We start from the raw sequence: 16,650 nt of genomic DNA, 5'->3' as shown, positions 1-16,650 counted from the left end.
CCTCACGGCGCTGAGATTTGCGTGCCGTAAATTGAACTTCTAAGGAACTCACCGCTAATCCATGCAGCTATTGGGTTTTTCGAAGACCACAGCCTTATCTCAACTGCTTGTTGATGGCGGCGTTTTACGTCCCATCGTCCCGGGCCGAGCATCGCAGCAGCCGGCGAAAAAGGCCCTGTGGCTGTTTGAGCGCCAGCGAGTTCCACAGGGCCCGCCGGCTGCGAGAAGCGCAGGGCAGCCCGAAGGGCCCCGGGACGCGGGCGGTTTCTTTTGGTTCGTTTTCTTGTCCGCACAAGAAAATTAACATAAAATAATTGGAGTGGTAAATCTGGTCAATTATAAAGGTGACCGTCAAAGTTACTTTCTCCAAAAACGCCGCACGGCGGGTTTAAAACGCTTTTTTTCGAAACCGTCCGGTTTTTGAATTTCACCCCTTCATTAACCTTAAAGGACGCCCTGAGGAATGGCTTGATTTGAAACATTTGTCACGCGTTCAGCAACGGTAGCGCCCATGATCCAGACCAACGCGCAGGTCCTCTGGAACCAGGCGGTCGCCCCCGCCTGTTACCGCATGGGGCTGGCATGCGGCGTCGAGTTGACCCGCACCCGGCCCGGGCAGTTCGTCATGCTGCGTCCCAGCGCGCAGCTCAGCCCGTTGTTGCGGCGGCCCTTTTCGGTCCACGGCCTGATTACCACCGAGAAGGGCGTCGACGGCATCCAGATCCTCTACAAGGTGGTCGGGGAGGGGACCCGCCTGCTGGCCGCGCTGGGGGCCGGCAGTTCGGTGGACGTGCTGGGCCCCCTGGGTAGCCGTTTCCGGATGGCGCAGCCGGGGCAGCGGATCGTGCTTGCCGCCGGCGGGATCGGTGTGGCGCCGCTGACCTTTCTGGCCTCGGAGTTGATCGCCGGCGGCTGCGACCCGGGCGACATAACCGTTTTCATCGGCGGGCGGACCCGTGCGGAACTGCTCTGCCGTCAGGACTTCGAGTCGCTGGGGATTGCCGTGCACCTCAGCACCGATGACGGTTCGGCCGGTGACGCCTGTCTGGTCACGCACCCCCTGGAGGCGGCCGTGGCCCGCCGCCCGCCGGATGTTCTTTATGCCTGCGGCCCCTCGGCCATGCTGGCCTGCATTGTGGGGATCGCCGAAAAATTCGGGGTCCGCTGCCAGGTGTCGATTGAAAGCCTGATGGCTTGCGGGATGGGCGCCTGCCTGGGATGCGCGGTGGCCGCCCGGCAGCCCGGGGAACGCTTTCTGCATGCCTGCCTGGACGGACCTGTGCTGGATGCCGCCCAACTGCAGTTCTGATGCGCTTGGCTTTGGCTCACCGCCCGTTGGTCTAGCTAAGTTCAGTAAATTCCCGTATTTTTCATTGACTTGCACGGTTGCCTGTGTTAGTGGGCTATCGGTAGTCGGAGGGGCCCCGCATACGGGCGAAAATTTTCCTCACCATCAGCCCGTTGCAGCGTTCTTTGCCATGAAAAGAGAAACAAGGAGAATGATCCGGGAGCTCGCCTACTATTCGAGCTTGGGGCTCCAGGTTTCGCTTTCCATCTTTCTGGGCCTTTTCGCCGGAATTTTGCTGGATCGCTTTTTCGACACCCATCCCTGGCTGATGCTGGTTTTCCTGATGCTCGGGATCGCGGCGGGCTTTCGTAACATCGGGCTGGCCATCAAAAAATCGAGAAACCTCTGAGGGCCGACCTGAAAGGGAAAGAGACGTTGGTCGCAAACATCCAACAGCGGCTGCTCAAATTCGTGACCCGCAGCAACTGGATCCTGCTGCTGGCCGCCGGTACCATCGGGCTGATGGTCGCACCGCGGGATTTCGCGCTGGGGATCATCGCCGGGGGGCTGATCGTGACGGTCAATTTTCATCTCCTGCACCGAACCCTGAAGCGCGCCCTGACACCCCCGCATCTGGTCTCACACAACGTGGTGCTGGTGAAATACTACCTGCGCTTTTTTGTGAGCGGGCTGATCATTTTTTTCCTGATCGCCAAGCACGTCGTCAATCCGCTGGGTCTTTTCGTCGGGCTCTCCATCGTTGTTTGCAGCATCCTGCTGGCAACCGCGTGCGAGGTAAAAAAACTTATTCTCAAGGAGGCAACGTAAGGTGGAACATCCCTATCTCTTTCTGGTCAAGTTGTTCGAGCTTATAGGTCTGGGACATTTTGCACATGCCTACCCGCAGGTGATTTACACCTGGTTTGTGATGCTGCTGCTGATTCTTTTGGGGCTCGCGGCCGCCAAGAGTGTCAGCATGATTCCCACCAAGATGCAGAACTTCTTCGAGCTGATCGTCTCCGGCATCGAGGAGTTCATGGTGGACATCACCGGCGAGGAGGGGCGCTGGCTCTTTCCCATCGTCGCCACCGTTTTCATCTATATCCTGGTCTGCAACCTGATCGGGCTGGTGCCTGGGTTCTTTCCGCCCACCGCCAGTCTCAACACCACCGCCTCGTGCGCGCTGGTGGTGGTGGTTTTCACCCATATCATCGGGATCAAATACCACGGGATCAAATACATCAAACATTTCCTTGGGCCCGTATGGTGGATGATTCCCATCATTCTGCCCATCGAGGTGATCGGGCATGTCGCCCGCATCCTGTCGCTTTCTTTCCGGCTTTTCGGCAACATGATGGGCCATGAACTGGTGCTGGCCATCCTGTTCACCCTGGCAGGCGCATTTTTCGCCCCGCTGCCGATCATGGCGCTGGGTATCTTTGTCGCGCTGGTGCAGGCGTTCGTGTTTTTCCTGCTTTCGGTGATGTACTTCACCGGTGCCATGGAGCACGCACACTGATTTTCGCGGATAGGGCCAATTTTCATAAACTGGTTTTCATTAATGGGAAATGGAAGAAGCCAGGTAACCTAACTTAAAGAGGAGGTAGAAGAGAGTATGGAAGCAGGAGCCTTGCAGTTTTTTATCGCTTGTGTGACGGCCGCCGGTTTCGGGATCGCAATTGCAGCTTTTGGTTGCGGCATCGGCCAGGGGATGGGGTTGAAATCCGCCGTGGAAGGCATTGCCCGCAATCCCGAGTCTTCGGGCAAGGTCACGGTCACCATGCTGATCGGTCTCGCCATGATCGAGTCCCTGTGTATCTATGCGCTGGTCATCTCTTTGATCCTGATCTACGCGCATCCCCAGGCTGGTGCGATTGCGGGTCTTTTGGGCGCCCACTGATCGTTGACCGTACAGCACCCACCCCAAAAATGGGGCGGCATCCACAGGGTGCCGCCCCATTTTAGCTTCTCGCGTCCGATTCCCGGGCGCGGCTCCCGAACGATCGTCAGCCCCCGGCGGCGGGGGTGAGCACCTTCCGTAAATACCTTCCCGTCTGGGAGGCGGGGTTGGCGGCGATGGCCTCGGGCGGGCCGCTGGCCAGCACCTGCCCGCCCTCCTCGCCGCCTTCGGGCCCCAGGTCGACGACGTGGTCGGCGCACTTGATCACATCGAGGTTGTGTTCGATGACGATCACGGTGTTGCCGGCGGTCACCAGCCGATCCAGAACCTCCAGCAGTTTGCGGACATCGTCGATGTGCAGTCCGGTGGTGGGCTCATCCAGGATGTAGACCGTCTGACCGGTGGCCTTGCGGCTCAGTTCCCGGGCCAGTTTGATGCGCTGGGCCTCCCCGCCGGAGAGGGTGGTGCCGGCTTGGCCGAGTTGGATGTAGCCCAGCCCCACGTCGATCAAGGTCTGCAGACGCTCGCGCAGGGTGGCGATGCCGCGCAGAAACTGGTGCGCCTGGTTGACCGTCATGGCGAGCACCTCGGCGATCGTGTGCCCCTTGTAGCGGATCTCCAGTGTTTCCCGGTTGTACTGTTTGCCCTTGCAGACATCGCAGACCACGTAGACATCCGGCAGGAATTGCATCTCGATGCGGACGATCCCGTCCCCGCTGCACGCCTCGCAGCGGCCGCCTTTGACGTTGAAGCTGAAGCGTCCGGGTTTGTAGCCGCGCATGCGGGCCTCGGGGGTGCGGGCGAAAAGCTCCCGGATAAAGGTGAAAATCCCGGTGTAGGTTCCCGGGTTGGAGCGCGGGGTCTTGCCGATGGGCGACTGGTCGATGTTGACCACCTTGTCCACATGCGACAGGCCCTCGATGCGGGTGTGGCCCCCGGCGGGGACCCGCGAGCGGTGGAGGTGCTGGGCCAGGAGCCGGTAGAGGGTCTCCAGGACCAGGGTGGATTTGCCCGAGCCCGAAACTCCAGTTACGCAGGTCAGGCACCCCAGCGGGAAGCGGACATCCACATGCTTGAGGTTGTTGGCGCACGCGCCATAGAGACTCAGGGTTTTGCCGCTGCCCGGGCGCCTCTTGCCGGGGACCTCGATGCGTTTGCGGCCCGAGAGATACTGGCCGGTCAGGGACGCGCCGTCGGCGACAAGGTCCGCGGGGGGGCCCGCAAACACCACCTCGCCGCCGTGAACCCCCGCTCCGGGTCCCATATCGACGACATAGTCGCACGATCGGATCGTCTCCTCGTCATGCTCCACCACCAGCACGGTGTTGCCCAAATCGCGCATGTTGCCAAGGGCCGCCAGCAGCTGCGCGTTGTCGCGCTGGTGCAGGCCGATGCTGGGCTCGTCCAGGACGTAGAGCACCCCCGTCAGTTTGGAGCCGATTTGGGTCGCCAGGCGGATGCGCTGGCTCTCGCCGCCCGACAGGGTGGCGGCCGAGCGGTCGAGAGTCAGATAGCCCAGCCCGACGTCGGTCAGAAAGGCCAGCCGCTCGCTGATCTCCCGACAGATGCGCTCGCCGATGACCGCTTTTTTGCCCGCCAGAACCAGCCGCTGGAAAAAGTGCCTGGCGTCCTTCACCGAAAGGGCCGTCAGCTGATGAATTTTGTGCCCACTGACGGTGACCGAGCGGCCCTCCGGGTTGAGGCGGGCGCCGTGGCAGGCGGGGCAGGGGTGGTGGCTGAGATAGCGGCTGAGCTCTTCCCGGATCTGGGCGGAGCCGCTTTCCTGCAAACGCTGCTGCAGCCCGGCCAGGACGCCTTCAAAGGGCTTGCGATAAACCACCCGCCGGCCGCCGCGCTCAAAGTAAAAGGGGATCTCCTCGTCGCCGGAGCCGTTTAGCAGGACCTCTTTGAAGCGCTCGGGCAGGTCGTGGTAGGGGGTGTAGATGTCCACGCCGTAGTGGGCGGTCAGGGCGTCTAAAAACGCGCTGAAATGAACCGAGCTTCGCTCGGCCCAGGGCGCAACGGCTCCCTCGCGCAGCGATAGGGCCGGATTGGGGACGATCAAGTGGGGGTCGAAGACGGTGGCGACGCCGAGACCGTCGCACTGCGGGCAGGCGCCCTGGGGGGAGTTGAAGGAAAAGCTGGCCGGCGAGAGCTCCGGGAAGTCGATGCCGCAGGCCGCGCAGGCGGCTTTCTCGCTGAACTCCAGCGGCGGGGCGCCCGCCAGGTCCACCACCACCCGGCCCTCGGCAAGCGAGAGCGCCAGCTCCAGGGAGTCCGCCAGGCGGCTGGCGATGGTGGGCTTGACCACCAGCCGGTCGACCACCACCGCGATGCTGTGGCGGCTGTCTGCCGCAAGCGGGCGCAGGGTTTCCAGTTCCACCGTGCGCCCGTCGACCTGCACCCTGGAGAACCCCTCCTTCTTCAGCCGCCGGAGGAGTTTTTCATGGCTACCAGCAGCATCCGCGATCATCGGCGCCAGGACCTGAAGGCGGCTGCCGGGGGTCAGGTTGAGGATCGTGTCGACCATCTGATCGACGGTTTGGGCCGTGATCGCTCGGCCGCAGCGCGGGCAGTGCGGGGTGCCGACGCGGGCGTAGAGCAGACGCATGAAATCATAGATTTCGGTCACCGTCCCGACTGTCGAGCGCGGGTTGTGGCCGCCGCTTTTCTGCTCGATGGCGATGGCCGGCGAGAGCCCCTCGATGAGGTCCACATCCGGCTTCTCCATCCGCTCCAGAAACTGGCGGGCATAGGTGGAGAGGGATTCGACGTAGCGTCGCTGCCCCTCGGCATACAGGGTGTCAAAGGCCAGCGAGGATTTGCCCGAGCCCGAAAGCCCGGTGATGACGATCAACCGGTTCTTGGGCAGGGCGAGGTCGATGTTTTTGAGATTGTGCTGGCGTGCACCGCGCACGACGATCTGCTCGGATGTCATCTGCTGCTGCTCTTCCCAGGCTGCGGGGTCCTGTGGCTGAAGGGGGTCCGCCGAGGCGGCGCAAAGTCCTGCCCAGGTGAAACCGCGTCGCCGCGAACCACCGGCCCACGGCGACGCCGGGCAGCAGCTGCGGCCCAACGGCCGGCCACAGGCAAACCTTGACCTTATACTTATTATCTCAAAGCAGTCGGATTTACAAACAAATCGGGCAAATTGCCCGGCCCGCCGGCGAGGTCGGATAGGCTGTCGCGGCTGAGGATTGAATTTTAATTATTGAAGTAAAAACGAGAAAAACGCAGAAATTAAAAGTTTTTATAATTGTCCAAAAAAAATCGAGCACGGTGGATCTGCTTAAAATCCTTAAAAAAAAATCTAAATAAAAATTAGGTGTATTTAAGGGGGGTTGGGGCATTTTCGAATTAAAAAAATATAGATTTCAAAACTTTATAAAATGTTAATAACTTCCTAACAAAGCTTTGGCAACCGGAATCCATTCGGTTTGACAGTCCGCCGGGTTTCGATTTAGGTAGCGGGCATCTTTTCGGCACCATCTGTCCCAAGCTTTAAATATCTGTTTAATTCACCCAAACCGCTAAATCTTTCGATTTTTTACGGTCTGTCGGGACCCCCCGGCCTACCGGTCCGATCCCTTTTTCCTTTTTTTTGAGACTAACGGCATGGAATCCATTTGGAGCACGATCAAGGCGGACATCAGAGGTAAAATCCCAGGTCATTTTTTCCGGATGTGGTTGGAGCCACTCAAATTCATTCGCCGGGAGGCTGACACCGTGGTGTTGGCGTGCCCCAACAATTTTTCCCGCAAGCGCATCTGGGACCTTTACCGGGAGCTGATCGAAGTCGAATTCAGTCGTGCCAGTGGGGAAACGCTGCGCCTTTCGCTGGAGGTGGTCAACGGAAACGGCGGCCGCCCGCTCCTTGAAAGCGCGCCCTTTGCCCTGGACCCCCAGCGGCCCTTGCCCAGTCTGAACTTCTGCCCTTACAGCGGGCGCTATCTGCGCAAGGATTTCACCTTCGACCAATTCGTGGTCGGAGAAAACAACGATTTCGCCTACAGCGCCTCGCTGTCCATGGCCAGCCGCAAATCCAACGTCCAAAACAGCCTGTATCTGCTTTCCCAAACCGGGATGGGCAAAAGCCATCTCTCCCAGGCCATCGGCCACCACATCCTGCATCAGTTTCCCGGCGACCGGGTCTTCTATATCACCGCCGAGGACTTCGCCAATGAAATGGTGCATTCCCTGCGCCAGGGCAGCATCGTGACCTTCAAGGAGAAATATCGCCAGCGCTGCGATGTGCTGCTGCTGGAAGACATTCACTTTCTCAGCGGCAAAGAGCGCACCCAGGTGGAACTGGCGCTGACCCTGGACACGCTTTTTGATGCCGGCAAGAAATTGATCTTCACCAGCTCCTACCTGCCCTCCGACATTCCCAAGATGGACGGCAAGCTGACCTCGCGGTTTTCCTCGGGCCTGATTTCCAGCATCGAATCCCCGGATTTCCGCACCCGGGTCCGGATTCTGAAGCAAAAATGCCAGGCCCAGGGCTACCATATTGCCGACGAGGTGATCGATTATCTGGCAGACGAGCTGCAGGACAACGTGCGCCAACTGGAAAGCGGGCTCCACAGCGTTTGCACCAAAGCCTCGCTGCTGGGGGTGCCCGCCAGCCGCGAGTTGGCTGCCAGCGTGGTGCGCAACATCGCCAGCCAGAAAAAGCGGATCACCATCGAGGTGATCAAGCGCCTGGTTTGCAGCCATTTCAAAATCTCAACGGCTGAAATCGCCTCCCGCTCCCGCAAGCAGGCCGTTGTCCGGCCGCGCCAGATCGCCTTCTACCTGGCGCGCAACTACACCGATCTGCCCCTTCAGGCGATCGGCAAAAGCTTCAACCGCTATCATGCCACGGTCCTGCATTCGATTGGCATCATCGAGCGTGGGATCAAGGAAAACAGCGCCATGCAGCAGCAGGTGGCGTTTTTCTGCAAGCGCCTGGAGTCCGGCAAATTCTGATCTGCCCACCCCAGGCCTGCCGCGTCGGGGGGAAGCCTATCCCCCGGGGCCCGGCCGGCAGCGGCTGTTCGTGAGGCGTCGTTTGCCGCGGGGCGCTATCCCCCAGCGTCACCCCAGGCCGCTGCCAATGAACCGCCGGCTTCCCTCTTTTTTTACTACGCTCCTTCCGTTTTCTCTTCAGCACCGACGCTTGATGAACCGCTAAGTCAAAAACCAGACGGTTTCGAAAATAGTTCAATCTACGGCGCGCAAATCTCCAGGAGTGAGGCGTACTTGGTGCGGTGGCCCCGAATGAGCTGCGGCCGTTTGGCAGCCGGGTGGGAATCTTAGGAACGGGGAAGGGGGGCGGTCGCCCGCAGGCAAGGAGCGCGACCCACGTGCAAGGCGGCCGGTGGACCGGTCTGTCCGCCGGGGTGGGGTTTTGGCCGATGGGCGGTGTCGCCCCATGGGAGGCGGGGGCTACTGAACGGTGATGAAGAGCTCCTCCGCGGAGACCATTTCCTCCAGGATCTCCATGCGTGAATTCCGCTCTTTTTCGATGGCGCAGCGCAGGCTGAGCGCGCAGAACTTGGCGCAGACCCGATCCCGCGGGCTGAAATCGCCGAAGCAGCCCATGTGATCCACCAGTGGCGACGGGCTTCTTAAAACTTTATCGTGTTTCATGCGACCTCTTTTTGCCCCAATTGGGCGATCATTGCCTGGTGAACCCGGCCGTTGGACGCCAGAATTTCGGGATATTGCGGCGTGAACGGCCGGTTGGAAAAATCGGTCACAACCCCACCGGCCTCCCTGACGATCACCACCCCGGCGGCGGTGTCCCACGGCTTGAGGTTCTCCTCCCAAAAGGCCTCGAACCTTCCGTCGGCCACGTAGCAGAGATCCAGGGCGGCGGCCCCCAGGCGGCGAACCCCCTGGCTGGCCTCCAGACAGCGGGCGAAGCGGCCCATCAGCGCAGGCATGGTCTCGGCTAAATTATAGGGAAACCCGGTCACCAATAGGCTTTCGCGGAGGGCGGAAACCGGCGAGACCCGGATCGGGCGGCCGTTGAGGCTTGCGCCCCGGCCCTCGACGGCGCTGAAGAGCTCCCCGCTGAGGGGGTTTAGCACGACGCCAAGCGCCAGCCGCCCCTGATGGGCGAATGCGATCGAAACGGCGAAAAGAGCGATCTGGTGGGCGAAGTTGGTGGTGCCGTCCAGGGGGTCGATGATCCACAGGCAGTCCCGGTCGCCGGCGGTTTCGCCGCTTTCCTCGGCCATGACCGCATGCTCGGGAAAGGCCTGCCGCAGGGTCTGGATGATGGCGCCCTCGGAGGCGGTGTCGGCTTCGGTCACCAGGTCGATGGCGCCCTTCTTGCGAATCTCGGTCAGCTTGCCGAATCGCGCCCGGAGGGCCTCGGCGCCTTGGTAGGCGGCGGCGATGGCGGTGCGTTTGATGTGGTCAAGATCCATAAAGAGTTTCTTTTATCGGGAATGCCGAATCAATGTCAACTATTTTTGACGGTTGCGCAAAAAGCATCTTACCTCGCCGCGCCGCAGGGTGCGGCAGGTCGGGAGCGGCGCTCACGGGTCGGCGGCGGCGCCCTGCCGTCGGGGGGTAAGCGTTTCGACCATCTCCTGGATGCGTTCCACCAGCGGGATCAGGGTATCGCGCCGGGGGGCTGAAATGGGGACCCCCCCCAGGCGGTTGAGACAGGCCTGGAGCGCATCGCTGTTCAGACGGTCCTTTTTGTTGAGGACCCGGATGGCGGGGATCGTGTCCAGGCCGAGCTCTTCGAGGATCTTTTCCACCGATTCCACCTGCTGGGGGTAGCGCGGGTTGCTGATGTCGATCACGTGCAGCAGAAGGTCCGCGCTCTCCAGCTCCTCCAGGGTCGCGCGGAAGGCCACGCGCAGGTCTTCGGGCAGGTCGCGGATGAAGCCGACCGTGTCGGTGATGATGACCTCGATGTCGCGGGGGAAGCGCAGGCGCCGGCTGGAAGGGTCCAGGGTGGCGAAGAGCCGGCTTTCGGCCAGCACCTTGCTGTGGGTCAGGGTGTTGAGCAGGGTGGATTTGCCGGCATTGGTATAGCCGATGATGGAGATCACCGGGAGCCCCTTTTTGCTGCGCCGGGCTTTTTGCTGGTGGCGCTGCCGGCGGGTGGATTCCAGTTCGCGCTCCAGGCGGCCGATGCGCTCGCGCACCCGGCGCCGATCGATTTCAAGTTTGGTCTCGCCGGGGCCGCGGCCGCCGATGCCGCCGGTCAGGCGCGAAAGGGCCGTGGTCTTGTGCGCCAGGCGCGGCAGGAGGTACTTCAGCTGCGCCAGCTCCACCTGGAGTTTGCCCTCGCGGGTCTGGGCGCGCTGGGCGAAGATGTCCAAGATCAGCTGGGTGCGGTCGATGACCTTGAGCGCCACCTGGTCGGTGATCGAACGGATCTGGGAGGGGTTGAGCTCCTGGTCGAAGATGATCAGGGTGACAGACTGCTGCAGGGCCGCGATGGTCAACTCCTGAAGTTTGCCGCGGCCCAGAAGAAAGCGCGGGTCGACCCGGGTGCGCTGCTGCAAGACGCTGTCGACTACCTGGATGCCGCTTGAACGCGCCAGTTCCTTGAGTTCATCCAGTGATTCCTGGGCCGCGTGGCGGTCGGCGCTGGTGACGCTCACCAGAAGCGCCCGCTCCACCCCCGGCAGGGTGGTGCGGGCCGACCAGGCCCGGGCCAGTTCGGACTCCAGGGCGTGAATCAGCCTGTCGCAGCCGATCTCCAGGCGCCCGGGGTCAAGGGGCGGCAACTCCTCGCAGGGCTTCTCCTGGGGGCCCTCCGGGAGGATGTGGGCGACAAAGACCCGGCGCGGGACCCCGGCTGGGTCCAGATCGACGGCGGCCATCAGATCCAGCCGCAGCAGGGCCAGGTCGGTCAGGTCGTCGTGGCTCAGCGGCTCGTTTTTCAGATGCGTGTGGACGCAGCGCACCCCCCGCAGGCGTCCAGGGGCCGCCCGGTATTCGGGCATGTCCGGAATCAGGATGCCCTGGTGGTCGCCGACCATGACCGCGGCGATTTTGCCGCTGCGATCCACCAGGATGCCGATCTGACGGCGAAGCTCGCGCGACAGGCGGCCCATTTCTAAAGCCAGCTCGTTGGTGACCACGTAAGCGGGCGGGATCCGGCGGCGGTAGAGATTTTCCAGCCGGCGGATCTCGCTGGCTTTGAGGCCGTCGGTGTTGCCGTGAAGGCGCTTCATTTCAGCCTTCGGCCTCCGCGGCGAGATTTTCGAAGCGGGTGTAGACGTTCAGAAAGGCCAGGTGCGCGGTGCCGATGGGGCCGTTGCGCTGTTTGCCCAGGATGATTTCGGCCTTGCCGCGGTTGGGGTTGTTCTCGTCCTTGTTGTAGACCTCGTCGCGATAGATGAAGGCCACCACGTCGGCGTCCTGCTCGAGAGCCCCCGATTCACGCAGATCGGCCAGCTGGGGGCGCTTGTCGGCGCGCTCCTCGAGTTTGCGGTTGAGCTGCGAGAGCGCGATCACCGGAATGTTGAGCTCTTTGGCCAGCGCCTTCAGGGAGCGCGATATCTCGGAGATTTCGAGATCCCGGCGCTCCGATGACGTGCTGCTGCGCATCAGCTGAAGGTAGTCGACGATGACCATCCCGAGCCCCTTTTCCATCATCAGGCGGCGGGCCTTGGCGCGGATCTCCATCGCGGTCACGTCGGCCGAATCGTCGATGTAGATGGGGGCTTCGGCCAGGATCTCGGCCGCGCCGGTGAGGCGGTGCCAGTCCAGGTCGCTGAAAAAACCGCTGCGCACCCGCTGGGAGTCCACCCGCGCCTCGGCGCACAGGAGGCGCATGGAAAGCTGCTCCTTGGACATTTCCAGGGAAAAGATGGCCACCGGAACGTTCTCGCCGAGGGCCGCGTTGCGCGCGACGTTGAGGGCGAAGGCGGTTTTGCCCATGCTGGGGCGTGCGGCGAGGATGATCAGATCCGAGGCCTGGAAGCCCGAGGTCATGCTGTCAAGCTTGGTGAAGCCCGTGGGGACCCCGGTCAGCAGGGACTTGTTGCCCTGGCGCTCGACGAGGGCGTCGATATTGGCATCGACGCACTCGCGCATGGCCGCAAAGGCTTTTTTGTGCTTGTTGCGGGCCACCTCGAAGATGGCCGATTCGGCAAAGTCGATGACCTCGTCCACATTGCCGCGGTCCTCGAAGCAGCGTTTGGAGATGGCGCCGGCCTTTTCGATCAGGTGTCTGAGGATCGCCTTGGAGTGGACGATGCGGGCATAGTGCTGGGGGTTGACCGCCAGCGGGATGGCATCCACCAGCGCTGCCAGAAAGGCGGGGCCGCCGACCTCCTCCAGCCATCCCTTTTCCTTGAGGCTGTTGGCCAGGGTCACCAGGTCCACCGGTTCGCCGCGCGAAAAGAGATCGGTGATGGTGGCGAAGATTTTCTGATGGGCGGAGCGGTAAAAATCCTCCGCCCGCAGGATTTCGATGATGTCCAGCAGGCTGCTGTTGTCGATCAGAATGGCGCTCAGCAGCGCCTGCTCGGCTTCCAGATTCTGCGGCGGGACATTCAAAAAAGATGGGTCTTTGGGGGATGGCACGGGCTTGAGGTCTTCACGGGCTCCATCAGCCGGCAGCGGCCGGCGGCCCGCTGGGGGCGCGACCGGCCGCTGGGCTGAGAGCGGTCTTGGGGGTTGGGGCGAACGTTACTCGGCTACGATATTCACGATGATTTCGGGTTCGATCTTCTGGTAGAGCCGCACCGGTATCTTGAAGGTCCCGGTGGTTTTGATGGGCTCTTTGAGGAGCAGCATCCGCTTTTCCAGTTCGATGCCCTTGGCGGCCAGCGCATCCAGGATATCGCGGGCGGTGATGGAGCCGTAGAGGCGGTCTTCCTCATGCACTTTGGCCGAGATCTGGCACTCGACGCCTTCCAGACGCTGGGCCATTTCCTGGGCGAACTCGCGCTCCTTGGCGATCTGGAGTTCGAACTTGGCCTTGGCCTGCTCCATGATGCGGCGGTTCTGGGGGGTGTCCGCCACCGCTTTTTTCTGCGGCAGCAGGTAGTTGCGGGCATAGCCGTTGGCCACCTTGACCGGTGTGCCGATGATCCCCAAAGATTCGATGGTTTCGGTCAGAATTACTTTCATGACTTTCATGACATCCTCCGCTGTTAAACAGCAATTACCCACTATTGCTGGCATCTAGTTTTCTAAAATTGAGCCACGTGTCGAAAAAACCCATTCCGATCACCAGAAGCAGCAGGAACTGTTGCACGACGATCAGGCTGTACAAAAAAACCCGCAAGATCAACGGAAAGCGCTTTTTCTGAAAGAAGAAGGCGGTAATGGCGATGCCCTGAAAAAAATAGACCGTCATCAGGACGATCAGGCCGTTTACCCCCATCACCTTGATCCCTTTGTCGGGTACCAGCAGCAGGGCGCCGCAGGCGATCGCCCCCCAGACCAGCGCCTCGGGCGCCTGCCACCGGTTCAAGGGGCCGAAATCGGGATAGGCCAGCCCCCTGGCCCGAAAGACCGGGCGCGCCAGCATCAGGCAGGCCCAGGTGATCAAAAGGCAGGCGGATGCGCTCAGCCCCGGCAGGACCCGGACCATGACGTAGGCGATGGTGTCCAGGGAGCCGGCAATCAGCTCGATGTTCTCCTCGGCCACCCCCATGTTGCGGTAGAGGGTGAGGCTCATCTCCAGGTTTTGGCCGACGGAGTCGGTCACCATCTGCCCGAGGCCCTTGCCGATCCAACTGCTGTAAAGCGTCAGGCCCACCAGGCCCGCCAGCAGGACGGCGGCCGTGGTGAAGGCCACCGTCTGCGCGATGGAAAGCCGCCACTCGCAGAACTCCCCCAGCAGAAAGCCCAGCAGCAGCAGCTCGAGGTAGAAAAACAGATCGAACGACAGCGCGCCGATGACCACGGCCATCGCCAGCAGGCTCAAAACGGCCGCCACGAGCCCTGTTTGACGGCCCAGTCTGGCGCGGCCGTAAAAAACCGGCAGGGGGATCAACAGGGAAAAAAAGAAGCCGAATAGCGGCAGGTTCAGGGCCAGCAGGAAGAGCGAAACCGTCGCGGCAACGACGATGGCGATGTCGGTCAGCCACTTTCCCTGGGGTGTTGGTGGCAATGCCGGCTTCTCCATTGAGGCCACCCTCAGGTGCCCGGCGCGCTCAATCGAGGCTGCCGACGTAGGGCATCAGGGCGATGGTGCGGGCCCGCTTGATGGCCACGGTCAGCGACCGCTGGTGTTTGGCGCAGCAGCCGGAAATTCGGCGCGGAATGATCTTGCCGCGTTCGGTGGTGAAGTATTTCAGGGTTTTGACGTCCTTGTAATCGATCGGCAGGCTGCTGTCGGCACAGAAACGGCAGACCTTGCGGCGATGAAAGACTCTTTTTTTGCGTCCACCGGGTTTTCGCGTCGGGTATGCCATTCTTATGCCTCCTCCCTGACTTTGCTCGCTTGGGGTTCGGTTTCGGAGGAGGCCGCGGCGCCCTCAGCCGGGGCCGGCTCGGCTCCTTCCTGGGCCTGCTTCTCGACCTTGGCGGCCATTTCGGCCTTGATGGCCTCGAGATCGACATCTTCCGCCAGCAGAATGGTCATGTACTTCAGGACCCGGTCATCGATGCGGAAGGAGCGCTCCATCTCGTTCACCAGGTCGCCGGCCCCGCAATAGTCCAAGCGAACGTAGAACCCGCGAACCTTCTTCTTGATTTCGTAGGCCAGCTTGCGGCCGCCCCACTCCTCGGATTCCACCAGAAAACCCTTGTACTGGGTGAAGAGATCCATGACCCTGTCGAGAACCGGCTTGCGCTGCTCCTCGGACAGGTCCGGATCCAGGATAAAAATGGTTTCGTACCGTCGCATACAACCTCCTCACGGATGATAGCCCCGGGACGACGCCCGGAGCAAGGATTGGGGAAACTACGCTAACAAAATTAGGCCAAATACCATCGCCCCATGAAATCTGTCAAGCAATAATGTGAAAAACCCGTGGGCCGGCCCGCTGGCGACGGGTCGCTGGAGTCGCTCTTCGGAGCAGGTTTCGAAGGATTTGACATCGCCGCTGGAATTGACTTAAATGAGCATCTTCCAATAACCCTCACCCCCAAGGAGGAGAAGATGGCCAATTTTTTGTTTGTGCTGAGCAAGGATGACAACGAGGCCGCCACCCGCTGCTTCCAGTTCGCCAAGGTGGCGCATGCCAAAGGGCACCATGTGGACCTTTTTTTCATCGATAGCGGCGTCATGTGGGCCAACCGCGATCGCGATCTCGGCATCCGGACGGTCACTGGCGACTGCCCCAACGACTACCTGCCGTACCTGGTGGAAAACGAGGTGGCCATCGGGATTTGCACCCCCTGCGCCAAAAACCGCGGGCTGGACGAGGCCCTCTTTTTCACAAATATGCAACTCGACGGCGGCCCCCACCTGATCGACATGGCCGCCGAGGCCAAGGTCTTCAATTTCTGACGGCGCCCGCCCAAATTCCCGCTGCTGGCCGTCGGGCCATCAGGGTTGGTCATAGCCGCACCAGCGGGTGACCGCCGCCACCGGGTCGCGTGCGCTGACCAGGCGGTTGGCCGGAAAATCCCAGTCCGGGTAGCCCACCGCGACGGAGGTCACGATGCGCTTGTCGGCCGGGATGCCGGCCGCTTCCCGCACGATCTCCGGGTAGGCGATGCCCTGGTCCTCGATGCAGGTGCCCAGGTCGAAGGCCAGGGCCGCCAGACACAGGGTCTGGACGACGGCGCCGATATCGATCAGCGGCCCGTCGGGGCTCAGCTGCCCGTCGGTGCAGACGATGACCGCGGCGGGGGCGTCGAAAAAGCGAAACCCCCGGGCCAGCCACCGGGAGCGTTTGTCCTTGTCCTCGCGCTGGATCTCCATCAGCGCGAAGATCTGGCGCGCCAGGGCCACCTGACGCTCCCGGAATAGGCTCTGCCGCGGCCAGCCGGTGACCACATGCTCGGGCCGGGGCGCCTCGCCGGCCGCCAGGCGGGCGAGGTTCCCGTTTTTCAGCCGCGCCAGGGGCTCGCCGCTTAACACGAAAAATTCCCAGGGCTGGGTGTTCATGGACGAGGGCGCCCTTATGGCGGCCTCAAGCAGCGCCTGGAGGACGTTTTGCGGGACAGGGTCGGGCCGGAAGGCGCGAATGCTCTTGCGGGCGGTGATGGCCTCCAAAAGATCCATGAGTTCCTCCGAGTTGTGGGTTCATCTAACAATTTGTTTTTATGAATTAAAATCGCCAAAACCGCCGCCGGCCGATGTGCCTTCGGGCCAGCGGCAACCCCCGGGGGTTTGGCCGGCGGCGGCTGCTCCTGCCGCCGCATTCCTTCCCGGCACCTCGCGGTCTACTCCAGACTAAAATCGGCGTGGGCGGTGACCTTGATCTCCTTCTGGCGGCTGCTGGTGTTGTAGACCCCGGCGCCCGAGACCTCGGTGGAGTAAGGCTCGGTGATTTGAAAGACCCCGGCGCGGATCCCCACCAGCCGCCCCAGGCGCAGGTCC

General features: G+C 61.8%; 17 protein-coding genes. 7 read left to right on the top strand and 10 right to left on the bottom strand.

What is annotated here, in order from left to right; all coding sequences use genetic code 11:
• Positions 1 to 511 precede the first annotated feature (511 nt).
• From LJE63_03940 to atpE, 5 genes are all read left to right on the top strand, one after another.
• The gene (locus LJE63_03940; protein ID MCG6905755.1) at positions 512 to 1,309 is read left to right on the top strand and encodes a dihydroorotate dehydrogenase electron transfer subunit; all 798 of its coding nucleotides are present in this window, start codon (positions 512 to 514) and stop codon (positions 1,307 to 1,309) included.
• A 190-nt stretch (positions 1,310 to 1,499) separates the two neighbouring features.
• A complete protein-coding gene (locus LJE63_03935) occupies positions 1,500 to 1,697 on the top strand; it encodes an AtpZ/AtpI family protein (GenBank protein ID MCG6905754.1) in 198 nt (65 codons plus the stop codon).
• 26 nt (positions 1,698 to 1,723) lie between these two features.
• Positions 1,724 to 2,116: an ATP synthase subunit I gene (locus tag LJE63_03930; GenBank protein MCG6905753.1), complete on the top strand. Its 393-nt coding sequence runs from the start codon at positions 1,724 to 1,726 to the stop codon at positions 2,114 to 2,116.
• 1 nt (position 2,117) lies between these two features.
• Positions 2,118 to 2,807, top strand: coding sequence for a F0F1 ATP synthase subunit A (gene atpB / locus LJE63_03925; GenBank protein MCG6905752.1), 690 nt, complete (start codon positions 2,118 to 2,120; stop codon positions 2,805 to 2,807).
• A gap of 96 nt (positions 2,808 to 2,903) precedes the next feature.
• Entirely contained in the window at positions 2,904 to 3,188 is a 285-nt protein-coding gene (gene atpE, locus LJE63_03920) for an ATP synthase F0 subunit C (protein MCG6905751.1), read from the top strand.
• 106 nt (positions 3,189 to 3,294) lie between these two features.
• Here the strand turns inward: atpE and uvrA are convergent, their stop codons facing one another.
• Positions 3,295 to 6,126, bottom strand: a complete 2,832-nt coding sequence (gene uvrA / locus LJE63_03915; GenBank protein ID MCG6905750.1) for an excinuclease ABC subunit UvrA — start codon at positions 6,124 to 6,126, stop codon at positions 3,295 to 3,297.
• 677 nt (positions 6,127 to 6,803) lie between these two features.
• Between uvrA and dnaA the strand changes: the two genes are divergently transcribed.
• The gene (gene dnaA, locus LJE63_03910) at positions 6,804 to 8,156 is read left to right on the top strand and encodes a chromosomal replication initiator protein DnaA (protein ID MCG6905749.1); all 1,353 of its coding nucleotides are present in this window, start codon (positions 6,804 to 6,806) and stop codon (positions 8,154 to 8,156) included.
• Positions 8,157 to 8,615: 459 nt separating this feature from the next.
• Here dnaA and LJE63_03905 read toward each other — a convergent pair whose 3' ends face one another.
• The 8 genes from LJE63_03905 to rpsF all read right to left on the bottom strand — a co-directional run bounded on the left by LJE63_03905 (position 8,616) and on the right by rpsF (position 15,006).
• Positions 8,616 to 8,819, bottom strand: a complete 204-nt coding sequence (locus tag LJE63_03905; GenBank protein ID MCG6905748.1) for a hypothetical protein — start codon at positions 8,817 to 8,819, stop codon at positions 8,616 to 8,618.
• Complete coding sequence (locus LJE63_03900) at positions 8,816 to 9,604, bottom strand: inositol monophosphatase (GenBank protein MCG6905747.1); 789 nt, start codon at positions 9,602 to 9,604, stop codon at positions 8,816 to 8,818. The genes LJE63_03905 and LJE63_03900 overlap by 4 nt, the downstream gene beginning before the upstream one ends.
• Positions 9,605 to 9,715: 111 nt before the next feature.
• A complete protein-coding gene (hflX, locus tag LJE63_03895) occupies positions 9,716 to 11,374 on the bottom strand; it encodes a GTPase HflX (protein ID MCG6905746.1) in 1,659 nt (552 codons plus the stop codon).
• Between the two features lies 1 nt (position 11,375).
• The gene (gene dnaB / locus LJE63_03890; GenBank protein ID MCG6905745.1) at positions 11,376 to 12,731 is read right to left on the bottom strand and encodes a replicative DNA helicase; all 1,356 of its coding nucleotides are present in this window, start codon (positions 12,729 to 12,731) and stop codon (positions 11,376 to 11,378) included.
• Positions 12,732 to 12,836: 105 nt separating this feature from the next.
• A complete protein-coding gene (gene rplI / locus LJE63_03885) occupies positions 12,837 to 13,280 on the bottom strand; it encodes a 50S ribosomal protein L9 (protein MCG6905744.1) in 444 nt (147 codons plus the stop codon).
• A 34-nt stretch (positions 13,281 to 13,314) separates the two neighbouring features.
• Positions 13,315 to 14,268 carry a YybS family protein gene (locus LJE63_03880; protein MCG6905743.1) on the bottom strand — a complete coding sequence of 318 codons (954 nt, stop codon included), beginning with the start codon at positions 14,266 to 14,268 and terminating at the stop codon, positions 13,315 to 13,317.
• A 43-nt stretch (positions 14,269 to 14,311) separates the two neighbouring features.
• Complete coding sequence (gene rpsR / locus LJE63_03875; protein MCG6905742.1) at positions 14,312 to 14,572, bottom strand: 30S ribosomal protein S18; 261 nt, start codon at positions 14,570 to 14,572, stop codon at positions 14,312 to 14,314.
• A 2-nt stretch (positions 14,573 to 14,574) separates the two neighbouring features.
• Complete coding sequence (gene rpsF / locus LJE63_03870) at positions 14,575 to 15,006, bottom strand: 30S ribosomal protein S6 (protein MCG6905741.1); 432 nt, start codon at positions 15,004 to 15,006, stop codon at positions 14,575 to 14,577.
• Positions 15,007 to 15,261: 255 nt separating this feature from the next.
• Between rpsF and LJE63_03865 the strand changes: the two genes are divergently transcribed.
• Positions 15,262 to 15,612, top strand: coding sequence for a DsrE family protein (locus LJE63_03865; protein MCG6905740.1), 351 nt, complete (start codon positions 15,262 to 15,264; stop codon positions 15,610 to 15,612).
• Positions 15,613 to 15,651: 39 nt separating this feature from the next.
• Here LJE63_03865 and LJE63_03860 read toward each other — a convergent pair whose 3' ends face one another.
• On the bottom strand, positions 15,652 to 16,332 hold the full coding sequence (locus tag LJE63_03860; protein ID MCG6905739.1) for a nitroreductase: 681 nt from the start codon (positions 16,330 to 16,332) through the stop codon (positions 15,652 to 15,654).
• Positions 16,333 to 16,650 lie beyond the last annotated feature (318 nt).

This window comes from Desulfobacteraceae bacterium (assembly GCA_022340425.1).
Taxonomy (GTDB): Bacteria; Desulfobacterota; Desulfobacteria; order Desulfobacterales; family JAABRJ01; genus JAABRJ01.
This window is presented reverse-complemented; position numbering and strand designations above follow the sequence as displayed.